The following is a 14,180-nucleotide window of genomic DNA, read 5'->3' as shown; positions in this document are numbered from 1 at the left end:
GGTGGGGACAATGGCCCGGATACGGGAGGCGGCGCGGCACCGCGTACCACCGCAAGCCACCACCACCGGACGCCGCGAAGGCGGTGAGGGCGTCGTGTCCCTGCGCGGCGCGGCCGTACGGGTCGGCGGACGTACCCTGTGGTCCGGGGTGGATCTGGAGGTTGGCGCCGGGGAGTTCACGGCCGTCCTCGGACCGAACGGTGTCGGCAAGTCCACCCTGATCAAGGTGGTTCTCGGGATCCTGCCGACTGCCGCGGGCGAGGTACGGGTGCTGGGCGAAGCTCCCGGCCGTGCCGGGCACCGGATCGGCTATCTGCCGCAGCGCCGCAACGTCGACCCGTCTTTGCGGATCCGCGGTATCGATGTCGTGCGCATGGGCCTGGACGGCGACCGCTGGGGTGTTCCGCTGCCGCTACGCTTCAGCGCGCGGCGCCGGGCGGCTCGGGAGCGTATCGCCGAGGTCATCGAACTTGTCGGGGCGAGTGCGTACGCCCATCGGCCGCTCGGGGAGTGTTCCGGGGGTCAGCAGCAGCGGCTGCTGATCGCCCAAGCGCTCGTCCGCGGGCCCGAACTGCTGCTGCTGGACGAGCCGTTGGACAGCCTGGACCTGTCCCATCAGGGTGGGGTGGCGGCGCTCCTCGGGCGGATCTGCCGTGCGGAGGGGGTCAGTGTGGTGATGGTCGCGCACGACGTCAACCCGATCCTTCCCTGGCTGGACCGGGTGCTGTACCTCGCCGAGGGCGGCGCTGCCGCAGGCCCGCCACAGCAGGTCATCACCACGCGGACGCTCTCGCGGCTCTACGGCGCGCCGGTGGAGGTGCTGCGCGCGGGTGACGGGCGGCTGGTGGTCGTCGGAGGCGGGCACGGCACAGGGGGAGGGGGAGGCCATGGTCACCACCATGAGCTTGACTGACACCTATCCGGTCTGGTCGTGGAATCCGGTGACCGATCTGCGGGCGATGTGGGCGTTTCCGTTCATGGTCAACGCCTTCCGGGCCGGCACTGTCGTCGCCGTCCTCGCGGGTGTCATCGGCTGGTACATGGTGCTGCGCCGGCAGAGCTTCGCCGGGCATACGCTCGCCCAGGTCAGCTTCCCGGGCGCGGCCTGTGCCACCCTGCTGGGCATCACCCCGGTCGTCGGCTACTTCGCCTTCTGCGTCGGCGCCGCCCTGGTCATCGCCGCCATCCCGCGCGCCGGGCAGGGCGGCAGCGGCCAGGAAGCGGCTCTGACCGGGACGGTCCAGGCGTTCGGGCTGGCCTGCGGGTTCCTCTTCGTCGCGCTCTACAAGGGCTTCCTCGGCGGGATCAATTCCCTGTTGTTCGGGAGCTTCCTCGGTATCACCACCACTCAGGTGACCGTCCTGGCGGCTGTGGCGGCGGCGACGCTGGCCATGCTGGCGGTGATCGCACGGCCGCTGCTGTTCGCCTCGGTCGATCCCGATGTCGCGACCGTACGCGGGGTTCCGGTACGTGTCCTGTCCGTGGCATTCCTCGTCCTGCTCGGTACGGCAACCGCGGCGACCAGTCAGATCACCGGCACCCTGCTGGTCTTCGCCCTGTTGGTGATGCCCGCCGCCACCGCCCAGCAACTCACCGCCCGGCCCGCCGCGGGACTGGCCGTCTCGGTGCTGGTGGGGCTGGCCGTGACCTGGACCGGCCTGATCGCCGCGTATTACCGGCCGTACCCGATCGGGTTCTTCGTGACCACCTTCGCCTTGGGCGCCTACGTTTTCGCCCGGCTCGCACGCGTCCTCGCGCAGGTCATCGCCCGGCGTGCCCCGGCGTCCGCCCGCCTCTCCGGGAGTGCGAGGTGAGCGTGTTCACCGCGTTCGACCATCCGTACTTCACGCATGCGCTGCTGGCCGGGTCGGGGATCGCCGCGGCGGCGGGTCTGGTGGGGTACTTTCTGGTGCTCCGCGCTCAGGTGTTCACCGCAGACGCGCTGGGGCATGTGGCGTTCACCGGAGCGCTGGCGGCGCTCGCGCTCGGCTACGACCTGAGGCTGGGATTGTTCGCGGCGACCGTGGTGTTCGCCGTGCTGATCGGCGCGCTCGGGAGCCGGGGCCGCTCCGACGATGTGGCCATCGGCAGCGCCTTCGCCTGGATCCTGGGCCTGGGCGCCTTCTTCCTCACCCTTTACAGCACCCGCGGCGCCGCCCATGGCACCGCGGGGGTGAGCGTGTTGTTCGGCTCGATCTTCGGCCTGTCGGCGGGACAAGCGAGGGTGGCGGCGCTGGCGGCCGCCGCGATCTGCGCGTCCGTGGCTCTGCTCGCACGGCCGTTGCTGTTCGCCTCGGTCGACGAGGCGGTGGCCGCGGCGCGCGGTGTGCCCGTAAGGGCGCTGGGTCTGGCGTTCCTGGTTCTGGTGGGGGCCTGCGCCGCCGAAGCCACCCAGGCGGTCGGCTCCCTGCTGTCGCTCGGCCTGCTCGCCGCCCCCGCCGGAGCCGCCCACCGGCTGACCGCCAGCCCGTACCACGCCCTGGCCTTGTCGGCCGGACTGGCGGTGGCCGAGATGTGGGCCGGGCTGGGGCTGAGCTACGCCGCGCCGCGGTTGCCACCCAGCTTCACCATCCTGGCCGTCGCCACCGCCGTCTACCTCGCGACGCTCTTCACCGTGCGGCCCCGGCGGGGTCGCACAATGACATCGCGGACGGTACGGGGCAACCTACCCGGGCGGCCACGGCTCTGACCGGCACGGGGCGGAAGTGGTCAGTGGTCGTCCCAGTGGTCCTGGTGCTGGGCGTGGCGGTGGCCGTCGTGGACGTAGTCCACGTGGTCGCCATGCGGAACGGCGACATGGCCGCAGCCGTCCCGGTGCTGGTGGTCGTGGCCTTCATGGATGGTGTGACCAGCGGTTTCGCACTCGTCGACGTGGTCGTCGTGCGTGCGGTGCAGGTGGCCGTCGTGGACGTAGTCGGTGTGGTCCTGATGCGGTACCGCGACGTGGCCGCACTCACTGCCGTGCTCGTGGGCGTGGTCGGTGTGGGGTGTGTGCGTGGAGGCGGTCATGAGGGCCCTTCTTTCTCCCCCCTTCTCGTCCTCCCTGGCATTCTCCATCCGGACCACTTCCGATGCCATTCTCCGATCACCGAGACCGGGTCGGCCCGGCGCGCCGCGCTACCGGATGGCGATGAGAACGTGGCTGCTCCCGAACTGGCGAATCCCGCTGACACAGCAGCTTTACGTGCCGAGACAGGGACAGACCGTTGTGGCCGCCAAATGGGAGGACCAACCCGCTCACGAAGGTAGAGCGGCCTGACAAGCGGCGTGCCGTGATGTCCAGCAGCCGCATGGTACGCAGCGCCATGCGGCCACGGGCTGTCCGCAATGGCGCTTACGGTGGACCCATGAGCGCAGAAGAACCTTCCAACCAGGTCACCCCTTTCCGCATCGACATCCCGTCGGTAGCCCTGGACGACCTGCATGACCGGCTCGACCGGACCCGCTGGCCGGACGACGAGTTGCCCGGCATCGGCTGGAGCCAGGGCGTGCCCCCTGCCTACCTCAAGGACCTCGCCGCCTTCTGGCGCCACTCCTACGACTGGCGTGCTCACGAGGCCGAACTGAACGAGCTGCCGCAGTTCACCACCGAGATCGACGGCGCGAACCTCCACTTCATCCATGCCCGTTCCCCCAGGCCGGACATGCTGCCTGTGGTCCTCATGCACGGATGGCCCGGCTCGATCCTCGAGCACACCACTTTCGTCGACCCGCTCATCGCCGACGGCATCGACGTCGTCGTCCTGTCCCTGCCTGGCTTCGGATTCTCCGGGCCGACCCATGCCCCGGGATGGGACATCGTGCGCATCGCTCATGCCGGTGCCGAGTTGATGCGCCGCCTCGGATACGACCAGTACGCTCTCCACGGCAGCGACTGGGGCGCGATCATCGCCCGAGAGTGGGGCCGCCTCCACCCCGATCAGGTGGCCGGGGTCCATGTGACCATGCTCCTGTCCGCCATGGCCACCGCCGAGCCGACAGAGCAGGAGGCGGCCGGCCTCACCGAAGCGGAGATCGACCGCATGCGTGCCTCGGCCGCCCGCCGCACCCACAACCAGCGTGAGGAGATGGGCTATGGCATACTCCAGTCCACGCGCCCGCAAACCCTCGGGTTTGCCCTCACCGACTCCCCGGTCGGCCAGCTTGCCTGGATCATCGAGAAGTTCAAAGCCTTCTCCGACTGCCGTGAGTCACCAGAGGAAGCCATCGGCCGCGACACCCTGCTGACCAATGTCATGCTCTACTGGCTCACCGGCACTGCCACGTCCTCCGCCCGGCTCTACTACGAGACCGCCCACGCGGGCACGGGCTTCGCCGGCGCCACCGTGCCCTCCTTCACCCCCACCGGCCTGGCCTCCTTCCCAGCCGACACCTCCGTGCCCGTACGGCACCTTGCCGAAAGGACCGACAACATCGTCCACTGGACAGAGTTCCCCCGCGGCGGTCACTTCCCCGGTCTGGAGGTGCCCGACCTCCTCCTCACAGACCTCCAGATCTTCCTCCGGAACCTGCGCTGGAAGCCTACGCGTCACGTCGGGCCGAGCCGAACAGCCACCTGAACCGATCCACAGCATTTGACATCCGCCGGTGCGCTCATACGTCGCCGAACACCTCGGGGTGGATATTCTCCGGATACGGATGGGTTCCAGTTCGAGGGTATGAACTCTCTGGGGCTGACTCGCCGTACTCGCCGATATCGAAAATGTGGCCGTCCGGCGCACGCGAGGGGCGTCGAGGACGCCGCGCCCTCTCACTGCGTGAGGGAGTGCGCCCGGTGCAGGTAACTGAAGTCGTCCCCGCCATTGTCGCCGCGCGGCTGGATCCCTGTGGTTGCGACATTGAGCGCATATCCCCCTACGACTCCAAGCAGCCAGCCTCCCTGTGGCAGGATTTGGCTTCCGGTAAATCCTGCGCCAAGGGCTATGGCCAGTGACACGGAACGTTTGATCCAGCTGATACGCTCCGCGCGGCCGGCGGCCATCAGATCGTCCAGGGCCTCCTCCAATTCTCTGCGAATTACTCGGAACACGTCCTGTGGGTGATCGTAGTTGCGTTGCAATTCGTGAGCGAGTAGATGGATGGCCCACATCAGCCGACGACGTTCGTCTTCGTGCCGTTCCCGGAAGGCGATGATTTCCGATAGTGGAACGTCATCTCGCGGCGTGGGGAACAGCGCTCCTGCCTCGATCTCCCAGCATGGACTCTCCCGAGCTTCGTATCTCCGGATGGTGCAGGACAGTTGATGAGCCAGAGTGTGATCGGTGTAAGGGATCAACGAGTTGGTTGCGGTGCACCCTTCCTGACCATTCCGCTGAGCAGCGATCTTGCGGGCCACGATGCTGAGCATGCAGAGCTCCGTTTGCGCCGGCACGAGAACGCTTCCGCTGATGATAATTCCCGTGCGGGGGTCGACAGAGGTGTTTTCGCGAACAACCAACCCTCGCTGCACCAATTGGCCCATCACGTCGGACGAGAACTTTTCTACGTATAGTCGACAGGCCTCCGGCCCGTCCTCCGGGAGCGACTGTCTCAGGTTGCGCAGTTGCCCCGAGACGCCTCGCAATTCGTGGAGCATTTCCTCCTGGATGTGCCGCAATGCTCTCAGTTGTATCGGCTGATAGAGACCGGCATCCCTGACCATGCGCATCGCCGGGTCGAAATGGCGTTCCGTATTTTCGGGAACGACAGTTGAGACGTGGTCCCAGTAGAGTGCGGCCTGGCGTAACACTCGCTGTGGCACGTTAACTGAGGGGTAATAGAGCATGCCTACCATATAATTCCTCGCTCGTAACGGCCTCAGCTGTGGAAATGACAGCCGATCACACAATAGAGGATGCAGGACGGCACATGCTGGCCCGGCACTGGCGCTCAGGGTCTGATCGAGGGCCGATTCCATGCGAGGAACGGGTCATGGCGCGTCCCCCTACCCGCCCGAGCTTCCTGGCACGCGCTGGACTCCCGTCACTGGGGCACCGCCGCCAGCTGCCACTGGCAGAACTGGCCCGGTTCACCGTGATTGCCCCTCCCGGCAGCCCTCTCAGCACGACGGCCTTGGCGGTATCGGATATGGCCGGCGGGTGGCCCGGTGGGGGGCGATTGCCTCATGTACGGGTTGGGCTTGGCAGCGGCCGACGGTGTGCGGGGTGGGATATCACTGAGGGGGAGCTCCGCGTCCTGTACCGCCGGGCGCGGAGCCGTCTGCGGCGCGGATGAGTGTCATGGAAGGCTTGCTCCGTGGTTGTTGAGGGCCTCGGTGACCGGCTGGAAGTAGGTGACGCCGCCGAAGTCGCAGTCGCCGGAGCCGCCGGAGGTGAGGCCGATGGCGGTGTTGCCCGAGAAGAGCGGACCGCCGCTGTCGCCGGGCTCGGCGCACACATTGGTCCGGATCATCTGGTAGACGATGTCACCGTTGCCGTAGTTGACGGTGTAGTTGAGTCCGGTGACGGTGCCGCTGTGCAATCCGGTGGTGCTGCCGCTGCGCTGGACGAGCATGCCGATGCTGGCATTGGCGGCACCGGTGATGGTGCGGTAGGTGCCGTTGTACAGATTCACGTTGCTGGGGTGCGGCAACAACGGGTTCGTGTAGGAGATGTAGCCGTAGTCGTTGACCGGGAAGCTGGAGTAGGCCGTCGGGCCGATGGACAGGCCGAGGCCGGTGCGCCAGGTCGGGTAGCCCTCGGTGCAGTGCCCGGCGGTCAGGATGTAGTACGCGGTGCCGATGTGTGCGTTGAAGCCGGCCGAGCAGCGCCAGCCCGCGGATGCGTAGATGGGATCTCCGCCGGAGAGCAGTCTGGTGAGCTTGCGCGGTGTGCGCTCGAAGCGCAGCGCGCCGGCGTTCGGACCCGCGAGCTTCTTGATGTTGGTGAGCTGGGTGTTGGAGACGGTGCTGTCAGCCTGGACGACGACGGATGCGCTCTTGGTGTCGAGGGTCCACGCTGTGCCGCCGACGTCCGCGGCGAGGACGGCGTCGCTTGCCGCTTTGAGGTCCGCGGCGCTGGGGGGCCGGTCCTGGTCCGCGGCGGCGGTTCCGGGGGCGGTCAGCGTGATCGCGGCGGCCAGCCCCGATATCAATGCCAGTGTCCGAAGCCGTCCGACGACCGCGCTGTCGGCGCGGCTGGCCGGGCTGCGTCTGCGGGGTGCGTGCTTGATCCTCACGATGTTCCTCCAGGTGCGGGATGAGAGGAGGCCCGTTGTCACGGTGAACCACCGGTGCCTTACCAGGTGCGCCGCGGCGCTCACCTTGCGCCCCCGGTATCCCGGTATCGGTGGGTCGGTGCACGCCACGTCGAGCGGCTTCGCGGCCGTTTTGGCGTTCCCAGGAGCCCTGCGCCTTCCCAGGTGGGTGCAGGGTTCCTCGCTGTCCGGCGGGGAGCAGGAGAAAGACTTGTTCGCCGTGGTGTGGTCGGCTGGGACGGACAGGTCCTCAGCCGAAGCGCCCGTTTTTCTGGAACGTCCAGGGGGACGAGCGTGCCGGATAGCCCCGGTTCGCCTCCGGGCGGGTCGGGACTATCCGGCTGGCGCCGCTCAGACTGCCATCGGGCGACCGGTGCCCTGGCGTTCCACCGACTGCCCGGACCGGACACGCGGGGAGCGAGGTGACGGGGGAGCAGTCCGTCTTGCACGTCGGGGTGCCGTTGGCGGCGATGGAGCGGGGAGCCTGTGCGATGGCACCGTCCCGGTTGCCATGGCCGCAGTACCCAGTTGCCAGGCCTTACGGCATGAGCGGCCCCCGAGCTGCGTCAGGAGGAGATGACGGGGCCGTTGGGGACGGCGTCCAGCACGACCGCGCTCACGGTGACGATCTTGTCCCAGTCGAAGGCGTACTTGTCGAACACCGCCGCGCTGGTGATCCCGCGCTTGACGCCGTTGCTCACAAGGTAAACGGTGGCGGAGGAGGGGGACTTGGCCAACATGGCGCCGTCCGACAGGTTGCCGCCGTCGTCGATGCTGTCGATGTCGATCACGTTCTGAATTCCGTCCCAGCTGCGGAACAGATTGAAGTACGTGGTCTCATTGGGGATCCCACGGCGCTTGCCGTCGAGGACCAGGTAGACGGCGGCGCTGCTCACCGTCTTGATGCGGTAGCCATTGAGTTCCGGATGTTCGCCCTGGATCTGTGCGGACGAGCCTCGTGTGGCGGATGCTGCTCCGGTGGCGTGCGCCGCGGGGGACGCGACGAGTCCGAGCAGGGCGGCCACTACCAGGCTGACCGCGCCGAGTAAGGCGCGTCTTCGGGTCATGTGTCCTCCAAAGAATCGGGAGAGTATCCGGACCGGGGCGAGGACCGCCGCCGATCCGGGTCAGGCAGGTGAACGATGGAGTCGGGATCTGGCGGATAATCCTCACGCATCGGATGCTTCGAGGAAAGGCGAATGCGAGTCACTATCGATGCCCCACTGCGGACCAGGCCCACGCAGCCCTGCGTGCCGCGATGCGGGAGGCGAGGAGCCCCGGCGACCAGCCAGTCACTTGGTAGCGCCGTTGGTCACGGATCAGGGCCCCCAGGACGTTGACGCGTCGGCGGGCGAGAGCGACCACGGCCTGGGTATGCCGTTTGCCCTCCGCGCGCTTGCGGTCTGCGACATCGGAGCTGCCGAAGTGCAGCGGGCCGACGGGTCGGCGCAAAAGGTCGCGGTAACGGGTCATGCCACCGACGTCGAAGCTGGTGCCGTATGCGCCGCCGGTGAGTTCCTCGTGCTGCCAGCCGCTCGCGAGGTAGTCGATCGGGTTCAGCGCCTCCTGGCCGAAGTACGAAGCGAACGACCTCAGCACCGCCGTTCGGGCCCGCTCACCTCGTGCACGAATTCGTAGGGCCGAAATCCCGTGCCGGACAGACCGTCGGCCCGCCAGAACGGCCGTTGGTAGAGCGCTTGCACCTTCGTGACCTGGCCGAATGAGAGATGCTGCCGGGCCTGCCGATGCTCTGCGGGCAAGGCGGGAGCGAAGCGGAGCCGCTGCACCAAGGTCGGCGGTATCGCCAGGACGACCTGCCGTGCTTCGAATCGCCGGCCCGCCGCTTCGATGGCGGCGCCCTCGTCGTACCACCGAACGGCTGTGACGTCGCAGTTCAACCGGACCCGGTTCCCTAGGCGTTCCGCGAGCCTGGTCGCCACCGAATGCAGTCCGCCCGCCACACGCCGGTCGAGCACGAAATCCGCGTCGGTGAGCCGGGTGAACGAACCCACGCTGGCCGCCATGTGCACGACCTGCAACGCCGAGACGCTGTACGTCGGCGCCTCGGCCGTCGCGGCGGCCACCGGGAGTCGCGCGCCCCGGAAAAGCACCGCCGATCACCGGAGCGGCTCAGATACACCGTCCGCCCCTCGCGGTAGCGCGGGAACGTCGTCAGCCCGAGCGCGTCGATCAGGGACAGCACCGCCCCTGCTCCTGATCGGGGGAGACCCACTGGCCGCCGATCTCGAACTCTGTATCGCCATGTCGATCGGTACGCAGCCGTCCACCGACCCGGCCGCGGCCCTCCAGCACGACCACGTCCCGGTCGGCCTGGTCCAACCGCCACGCGATGGTCAACCCGGTCACCCCGGCGCCGACCACCACCACATCGTGCTTGCTCATGTGTGGCTCCTGTTCGTCTTCGCGGTGTCGGCGAGCGCAGCCGCCGCGGCGGCGCTCCCGGTGCGCACGGCGCCCTCCACGTATCCGGCGACCCAGTGGTCCGAGTCGCAGACATAGAACGGGGGCTCGTGGGTGGCGTGCAGCGGACCGACGGCGGTCAGGTCACCCGGGCGCCAGGCGGAGATATACCCCTGCGCCCACGGGTCGGTTCCCCACAAGCGCAGGTGAACGGCTTCGGGGACGGCGAGCAGCGAGCCGAGCCGGTCGGGCGGGACCAGCGAGGGCAGGACTCCGGGAGCCTGTGGCCAAACCCCGGTGAGCAGCCCGCTCTTGTGGAAGGCCGAGCGGTTCTGGCCGCGTGCGGCCCAGAAGTCGTGACCGTAGAGGAACACCGCCTTGGCAGCCAGGGACTGGTGCTGAGCTGCCTTGGGTCACCTGGAAGGTGATGTCCTGGCAGGCGGTGATGTCGCCGTGACGGCCGTTGTAGTGCTTGGTGAGGCCGGTGACCTCCAGCAGCGGGATGTGGTCTGTGGTCACGCGTCGTCCTTGGGGCGGTCGAGGTCTCCGTTGAGATCATCGGCACGGTGGCAGGCGACCATGCCGTCGCCACGGGGGCGCAGGGTGGGGCGTTCGGTGCGACAGCGGTCCTGGGTGAACGCACAGCGGGCGGCGAAGGGGCATCCGTTGCCGGCTTCGTATGCGGCGGCACGCCGTCCAGGGATGGCGGGCAGACGTTCTCCAGGTGCGCCCAGGCCGGGCCTGGCGGCGAGGAGGGCGGCGGTGTAGGGGTGGCGGCGGTCGCTGTGCAGGGCTGAGGCGGCGCGTTCTTCGACGATGGAACCGGCGTACATGACGGCGACATCATGCGCTGTAGCAGGCCGCCGGAGAGTTGGTGCGGGTGGTGGCGCAGACGGCGCGGTCCGTCGGTGATGCCGGTCTCGGCGAGCAGCGATACGACGAGTTCTTCGGCCTGCCGACGGTTGAGACCGAAGTGGCAGGTAAGGGGCTCGGTGAGGAAGTCACCACCGTGCGGACGGGGTTGATGTGCGCACGTGGGTTCTGGAAGATCATCGCCGTCTCGTGGGACAGGTAGTACGTCGCTGATTCCCCGTACAGGTGCTGAATGTTCTGGCCGTCGAACGTGATGGTGCCGTGGGTTCGGGCGCCCTCAGGCAGGAGTCGGATGATGGCGCGGGAAGTGAGGGACTTGTCCGAGCCCGACTCACCGACCAGACCGAGGGCCTGTCCTGGGGAAATGCCGATGCTGACATCGCGGACGAGGGTGAGGGGGCCCGGCGGCGGTGCAGGTCGATGCCGAGGTGGTCGACCTGGAGCAGTGGTGGTCGGCCGGCGGCTGCTGAGGACGTCATGAGGTGACCTGCTGGTGGGTGCGGGCGATCATGATGTCGCCCAGGAGGTTGAACGCCACGACGGTAAAGACGATCAAGGCGCTGGCCATGAGGCTCTCGCCCGGTGCGCCGGCCAGGAGCCCCAGGACCGCCTCCGAGATCAGGTCCTTAAGACGGTCCGCTGACCGGCCGGGCGCCGCGTCGATTACCCGGCTGACGTTGCGCGAGGAGCCACTGATTCCGGAGCGACGGGTACGGCCGCAGGGCGGTGGGACGGCCAAGGCCCCGACGTCCCGCCGGGAAGGCGATCGGTCTCCACCGTTATAATTTGATGTCGAACGATCGCCTCCCGCATGGCCGGGGCGGCCCAAGCCGAGGAGGTGCCCGTGGCAGGGCAGCGGTCCATCGCCCAAACCGAGAAGTTGGTCGCGGCGCGTCTTGGTGACGTACCTATCAGGTATGACCAGATGGCAGTTGTCGGTAATATCCACCGGGCGGCAGCGGCCGTGCGCCAGCATGTGGAGAACTCCGTGCTGCGCGCCGCCGATCTGACCTGGACTGCTTTCGTGGTGCTCTGGGTGGTGTGGATCTGGGGAGAGATGGAGACCCGGTACGTGGCCGAGGAGGCCGGCATTTCCAAGGGCACCCTCACCGGGATCGCCCGCACCCTGGAATCCAGGGGTCTGGTGAGCCGCTCTGATCATCCCTCCGACGGGCGCCGCGTCCTGCTCGCGCTCACTCCCGAGGGCGAAGAGCTGATGAGGAGCCTGTTCCCCGACTTCAACGCCGAGGAGGCGTTCGTCGTCACCCAGCTGAGCGATGAGGAGTGCCGTCAGACCGCCGAGGCGCTGCGCCGCATCGTGGTGCAACTGGAGCAGCACGGCGAGGAGCGACGGCAGGCCCTGCGCGGTGGCGCCGAGCTGCCGCCACGCCGCAGCGGGCGCCGTCCCAAGGTCTGACCGTGCCGGTTCCTGTGCGGGGATCAGGCAGCCGGGCGGATCCGTCCGGCTGCCGCGGCGACGAACTGGTCGAACAGCGCCTGATGGACGGGATCGGTGTGTGCGGTGTCCTCCGGATGCCACTGCACAGCCGCGAACCAGCCTCGGGCACCCGGCAGTTCCAGTGCCTCCACCGTGCCGTCCGCCGCCCGCGCGGTCACCGCCAGCCCGGCTCCGGCCTCGGCGACCCGCTGGTGGTGATAGCAGGACACCTCGATCTTCTGCGCCCCGGCCGCCCGCTCGACAAGGGAGCCGGGTACCGGCGTCACAGGGTGGATCAGATGCCGGTGATCGAAACCCGGGCCCCCCATGTTCTGCTCCAGCGTTCCGCCCCGTACGACGTTGACGATCTGGAGCCCGCGGCACACCGCGAGTAGCGGCAGCCCGGCTCGCAGCGCGTGCTGGGCCACGGCCAGGTCGAAGCCATCCTGCTCGTCGTCGACGTCGTAGACGCTGTGGTGCACATCAAGGGCGCCGTAGCGGTGCGGTGCGAGGTCACCGCCGCCGGGCAGCAGGATCCCGTCGAAACGGGCCAGCCGTGCGGCGACCTGGGCGGCGTCCGCCCGGCCTCCGGGCGCATGCGGGTGCACGCTCACCGGTTCGCCACCCGCTCGCCACACCGCCTCGGCCAGGGCACGCGCGGTGACCTCCGCCGCGTGGCGCAGCGCGGAGGTGGAGGCTGCGAACCGGGCCGGCACAGCGATCAGCGGGCGGGGCGCGTCCGCGGGGACGGAAGCCCGCCCGGCCGGGGGGCTCACAGCTGGATCCAGGTGGTCTTCAGTTCGGTGTACTTCTCAAGCGCGTGCGCGGACTTGTCGCGGCCGTTGCCGGACTGCTTCATGCCCCCGAAGGGAACGGTCAGGTCGCCTTCCTCGTAGCAGTTGACCCAGACGGTGCCTGCCCTGAGCCGCCGGGACATCTGGTGCGCGGTGGAGAGGTCCGAGGTCCACAGGCCGGCCGCGAGCCCGTACTCGGTGTCGTTTGCCAGGGTCACCGCCTCCTCGAGCTCGTCGAACACAAAGACGGAGAGCACTGGCCCGAAGATCTCCTCACGCGCCAGCCGGGACTCGACCGGGACGCGTTCGAAGACGGTCGGCTGGAGGAAGCTGCCGCCGCTGTCGCGCAGTACCCGTTCGCCACCAGTACGCAGGTGGGCACCATTGGCGACACCGTCGCCGATGTGCTCCAGCACCCGTTCCAGATGGCCGGTGCCGACCAGCGGTCCCATCTCCGTGGCCGGGTCCAGCGGGTCCCCGACCCGGAGGGTGTCGGCACGCTCGGCGACCGCATCCACAACCCGGTCGGCAACAGAGCGGTGCACGAGGAGCCGGGAGGGGGCGGTGCACATCTCGCCCTGGTTGAAGAAGATGCCCCAGGCGGCGGTGGCGGCGGCCCGGTCCAGGTCGGGGGCGTCGGGCAGGATGATGTGGGGAGATTTGCCGCCCAGTTCCAGCCATACGCGCTTGAGGTTGGAGTCGGCGGCGTAACGCAGGAAGTGCCGTCCGACGGCCGTGGAGCCGGTGAAGGCCAGTACGTCCACACCGGGGTGCAGACCCAGGGCGCGTCCGGCGACGGGGCCGTCTCCGGAGATGACGTTGAGGACCCCGGGCGGCAGCTCCGCCTCGGTGGCCAGCCGCCCCAGAGTCAGTGCGGAGAGCGGGGACATCTCCGAGGGCTTCAGCACGACGGTGCAGCCGGTGGCCAGCGCTGGGGCGAGCTTCCAGGACGCGAGGGTGAGCGGGAAGTTCCACGGCACGACCGCGCCGACTACTCCGGCCGGTTCCCGAGTGACCAAGGCCAGTGCGTCGTCGGCGGTGTGCGGCGACTCGTCGCCCAGCTTGTCGGCGAGCTGTCCGTACCAGCGGAAGGTGGAGATCGCTGCCCGCAGCTCGATGCCGTACGCGTCGGAGATGGGCTTGCCCATCTCCAGGCTGATGGTCAGCGCCAGCTCGGCCCGGTGCTCCTCCAGCAGGTCAGCCAGCCGCAACAGCACCCGCCCGCGTTCGGCGGGCGCGAGCCCCGGCCACGGCCCGTGGTCGAAGGCCCGGCGGGCGGCGGCGACCGCCAGATCGACTTCGGCTTGCCCGGCGTCTGCTACCCGGGCCAGTGCCTGCCCGTCACGGGGCGATATCACGACGTATCCGTCCCCGTGGCCGGATACGTCCATGCCGTTGATGTGATGGCTGTCGGGCAGCCGCAGCTCCTTGGCTCGCCGCAGCCAGCTCTCGTAGGTGTCGGGCATGGCAACCTTCTGTGG

The 14,180-nt window shown here is 68.6% G+C and carries 16 protein-coding genes and 1 pseudogene; 5 read left to right on the top strand and 12 right to left on the bottom strand.

The features are described from left to right. Window positions 1-10: 10 nt before the first annotated feature. The 3 genes from ACJX2R_RS01630 to ACJX2R_RS01620 are packed head-to-tail and all read left to right on the top strand — an operon-like array spanning window position 11 to window position 2,689. The gene (locus ACJX2R_RS01630; protein ID WP_413105748.1) at window positions 11-913 is read left to right on the top strand and encodes a metal ABC transporter ATP-binding protein; all 903 of its coding nucleotides are present in this window, start codon (window positions 11-13) and stop codon (window positions 911-913) included. After that, window positions 900-1,814, top strand: coding sequence for a metal ABC transporter permease (locus tag ACJX2R_RS01625; protein ID WP_413098388.1), 915 nt, complete (start codon window positions 900-902; stop codon window positions 1,812-1,814). The genes ACJX2R_RS01630 and ACJX2R_RS01625 overlap by 14 nt, the downstream gene beginning before the upstream one ends. Continuing rightward, window positions 1,811-2,689 carry a metal ABC transporter permease gene (locus ACJX2R_RS01620; protein WP_413098387.1) on the top strand — a complete coding sequence of 293 codons (879 nt, stop codon included), beginning with the start codon at window positions 1,811-1,813 and terminating at the stop codon, window positions 2,687-2,689. Before ACJX2R_RS01625 ends, ACJX2R_RS01620 begins: the two co-directional genes overlap by 4 nt. Window positions 2,690-2,709: 20 nt before the next feature. On the opposite strand, the gene ACJX2R_RS01615 is transcribed toward ACJX2R_RS01620, so the two are convergent. Further along, entirely contained in the window at window positions 2,710-3,009 is a 300-nt protein-coding gene (locus tag ACJX2R_RS01615) for a hypothetical protein (protein ID WP_413098386.1), read from the bottom strand. 338 nt (window positions 3,010-3,347) lie between these two features. Here ACJX2R_RS01615 and ACJX2R_RS01610 point away from each other — a divergent pair, with 338 nt between their 5' ends. Then, entirely contained in the window at window positions 3,348-4,559 is a 1,212-nt protein-coding gene (locus ACJX2R_RS01610; RefSeq protein ID WP_413098385.1) for an epoxide hydrolase family protein, read from the top strand. Window positions 4,560-4,750: 191 nt separating this feature from the next. Here the strand turns inward: ACJX2R_RS01610 and ACJX2R_RS01605 are convergent, their stop codons facing one another. The 9 genes and pseudogenes from ACJX2R_RS01605 to ACJX2R_RS01565 form a co-directional block, all read right to left on the bottom strand. Continuing rightward, a complete protein-coding gene (locus tag ACJX2R_RS01605) occupies window positions 4,751-5,764 on the bottom strand; it encodes a DUF6236 family protein (RefSeq protein WP_413098384.1) in 1,014 nt (337 codons plus the stop codon). A gap of 452 nt (window positions 5,765-6,216) precedes the next feature. Then, the gene (locus ACJX2R_RS01600; protein ID WP_413098383.1) at window positions 6,217-7,155 is read right to left on the bottom strand and encodes a S1 family peptidase; all 939 of its coding nucleotides are present in this window, start codon (window positions 7,153-7,155) and stop codon (window positions 6,217-6,219) included. A 584-nt stretch (window positions 7,156-7,739) separates the two neighbouring features. After that, complete coding sequence (locus tag ACJX2R_RS01595; protein WP_413098382.1) at window positions 7,740-8,240, bottom strand: hypothetical protein; 501 nt, start codon at window positions 8,238-8,240, stop codon at window positions 7,740-7,742. 397 nt (window positions 8,241-8,637) lie between these two features. Then, window positions 8,638-8,772, bottom strand: a pseudogene (locus ACJX2R_RS01590) (hypothetical protein); the annotation flags it as partial. Then, window positions 8,766-9,257: a flavin monoamine oxidase family protein gene (locus ACJX2R_RS01585; RefSeq protein ID WP_413098381.1), complete on the bottom strand. Its 492-nt coding sequence runs from the start codon at window positions 9,255-9,257 to the stop codon at window positions 8,766-8,768. The gene ACJX2R_RS01585 and the pseudogene ACJX2R_RS01590, both read right to left, overlap by 7 nt. A gap of 106 nt (window positions 9,258-9,363) precedes the next feature. Continuing rightward, window positions 9,364-9,576 carry an FAD-dependent oxidoreductase gene (locus ACJX2R_RS01580; RefSeq protein ID WP_413098380.1) on the bottom strand — a complete coding sequence of 71 codons (213 nt, stop codon included), beginning with the start codon at window positions 9,574-9,576 and terminating at the stop codon, window positions 9,364-9,366. Next, window positions 9,573-9,968: an FAD-dependent oxidoreductase gene (locus ACJX2R_RS01575; RefSeq protein WP_413098379.1), complete on the bottom strand. Its 396-nt coding sequence runs from the start codon at window positions 9,966-9,968 to the stop codon at window positions 9,573-9,575. The genes ACJX2R_RS01580 and ACJX2R_RS01575 overlap by 4 nt, the downstream gene beginning before the upstream one ends. Before the next feature lie 141 nt (window positions 9,969-10,109). Continuing rightward, window positions 10,110-10,427 (bottom strand): oligopeptide/dipeptide ABC transporter ATP-binding protein, encoded by a 318-nt coding sequence (locus ACJX2R_RS01570; protein ID WP_413098378.1) that lies wholly within the window; start codon window positions 10,425-10,427, stop codon window positions 10,110-10,112. A 10-nt stretch (window positions 10,428-10,437) separates the two neighbouring features. Further along, window positions 10,438-10,809: a hypothetical protein gene (locus tag ACJX2R_RS01565; protein ID WP_413105747.1), complete on the bottom strand. Its 372-nt coding sequence runs from the start codon at window positions 10,807-10,809 to the stop codon at window positions 10,438-10,440. Window positions 10,810-11,311: 502 nt separating this feature from the next. Here ACJX2R_RS01565 and ACJX2R_RS01560 point away from each other — a divergent pair. Further along, a complete protein-coding gene (locus ACJX2R_RS01560) occupies window positions 11,312-11,884 on the top strand; it encodes a MarR family winged helix-turn-helix transcriptional regulator (protein ID WP_198277107.1) in 573 nt (190 codons plus the stop codon). Window positions 11,885-11,907: 23 nt separating this feature from the next. Here the strand turns inward: ACJX2R_RS01560 and ACJX2R_RS01555 are convergent, their stop codons facing one another. Next, window positions 11,908-12,681 (bottom strand): gamma-glutamyl-gamma-aminobutyrate hydrolase family protein, encoded by a 774-nt coding sequence (locus ACJX2R_RS01555; RefSeq protein ID WP_413098377.1) that lies wholly within the window; start codon window positions 12,679-12,681, stop codon window positions 11,908-11,910. Beyond that, on the bottom strand, window positions 12,678-14,165 hold the full coding sequence (locus ACJX2R_RS01550) for an aldehyde dehydrogenase (protein ID WP_413098376.1): 1,488 nt from the start codon (window positions 14,163-14,165) through the stop codon (window positions 12,678-12,680). The genes ACJX2R_RS01555 and ACJX2R_RS01550 overlap by 4 nt, the downstream gene beginning before the upstream one ends. Between the last annotated feature and the right edge of the window lie 15 nt (window positions 14,166-14,180).

The organism is Streptomyces sp. Inha503 (assembly GCF_047215865.1).
GTDB classification, from domain to species: domain Bacteria; phylum Actinomycetota; class Actinomycetes; order Streptomycetales; family Streptomycetaceae; genus Streptomyces; species Streptomyces lycopersici.
Note: the sequence above shows the minus strand (reverse complement) of the source record. Positions and strands in the feature narration are given on the sequence as shown.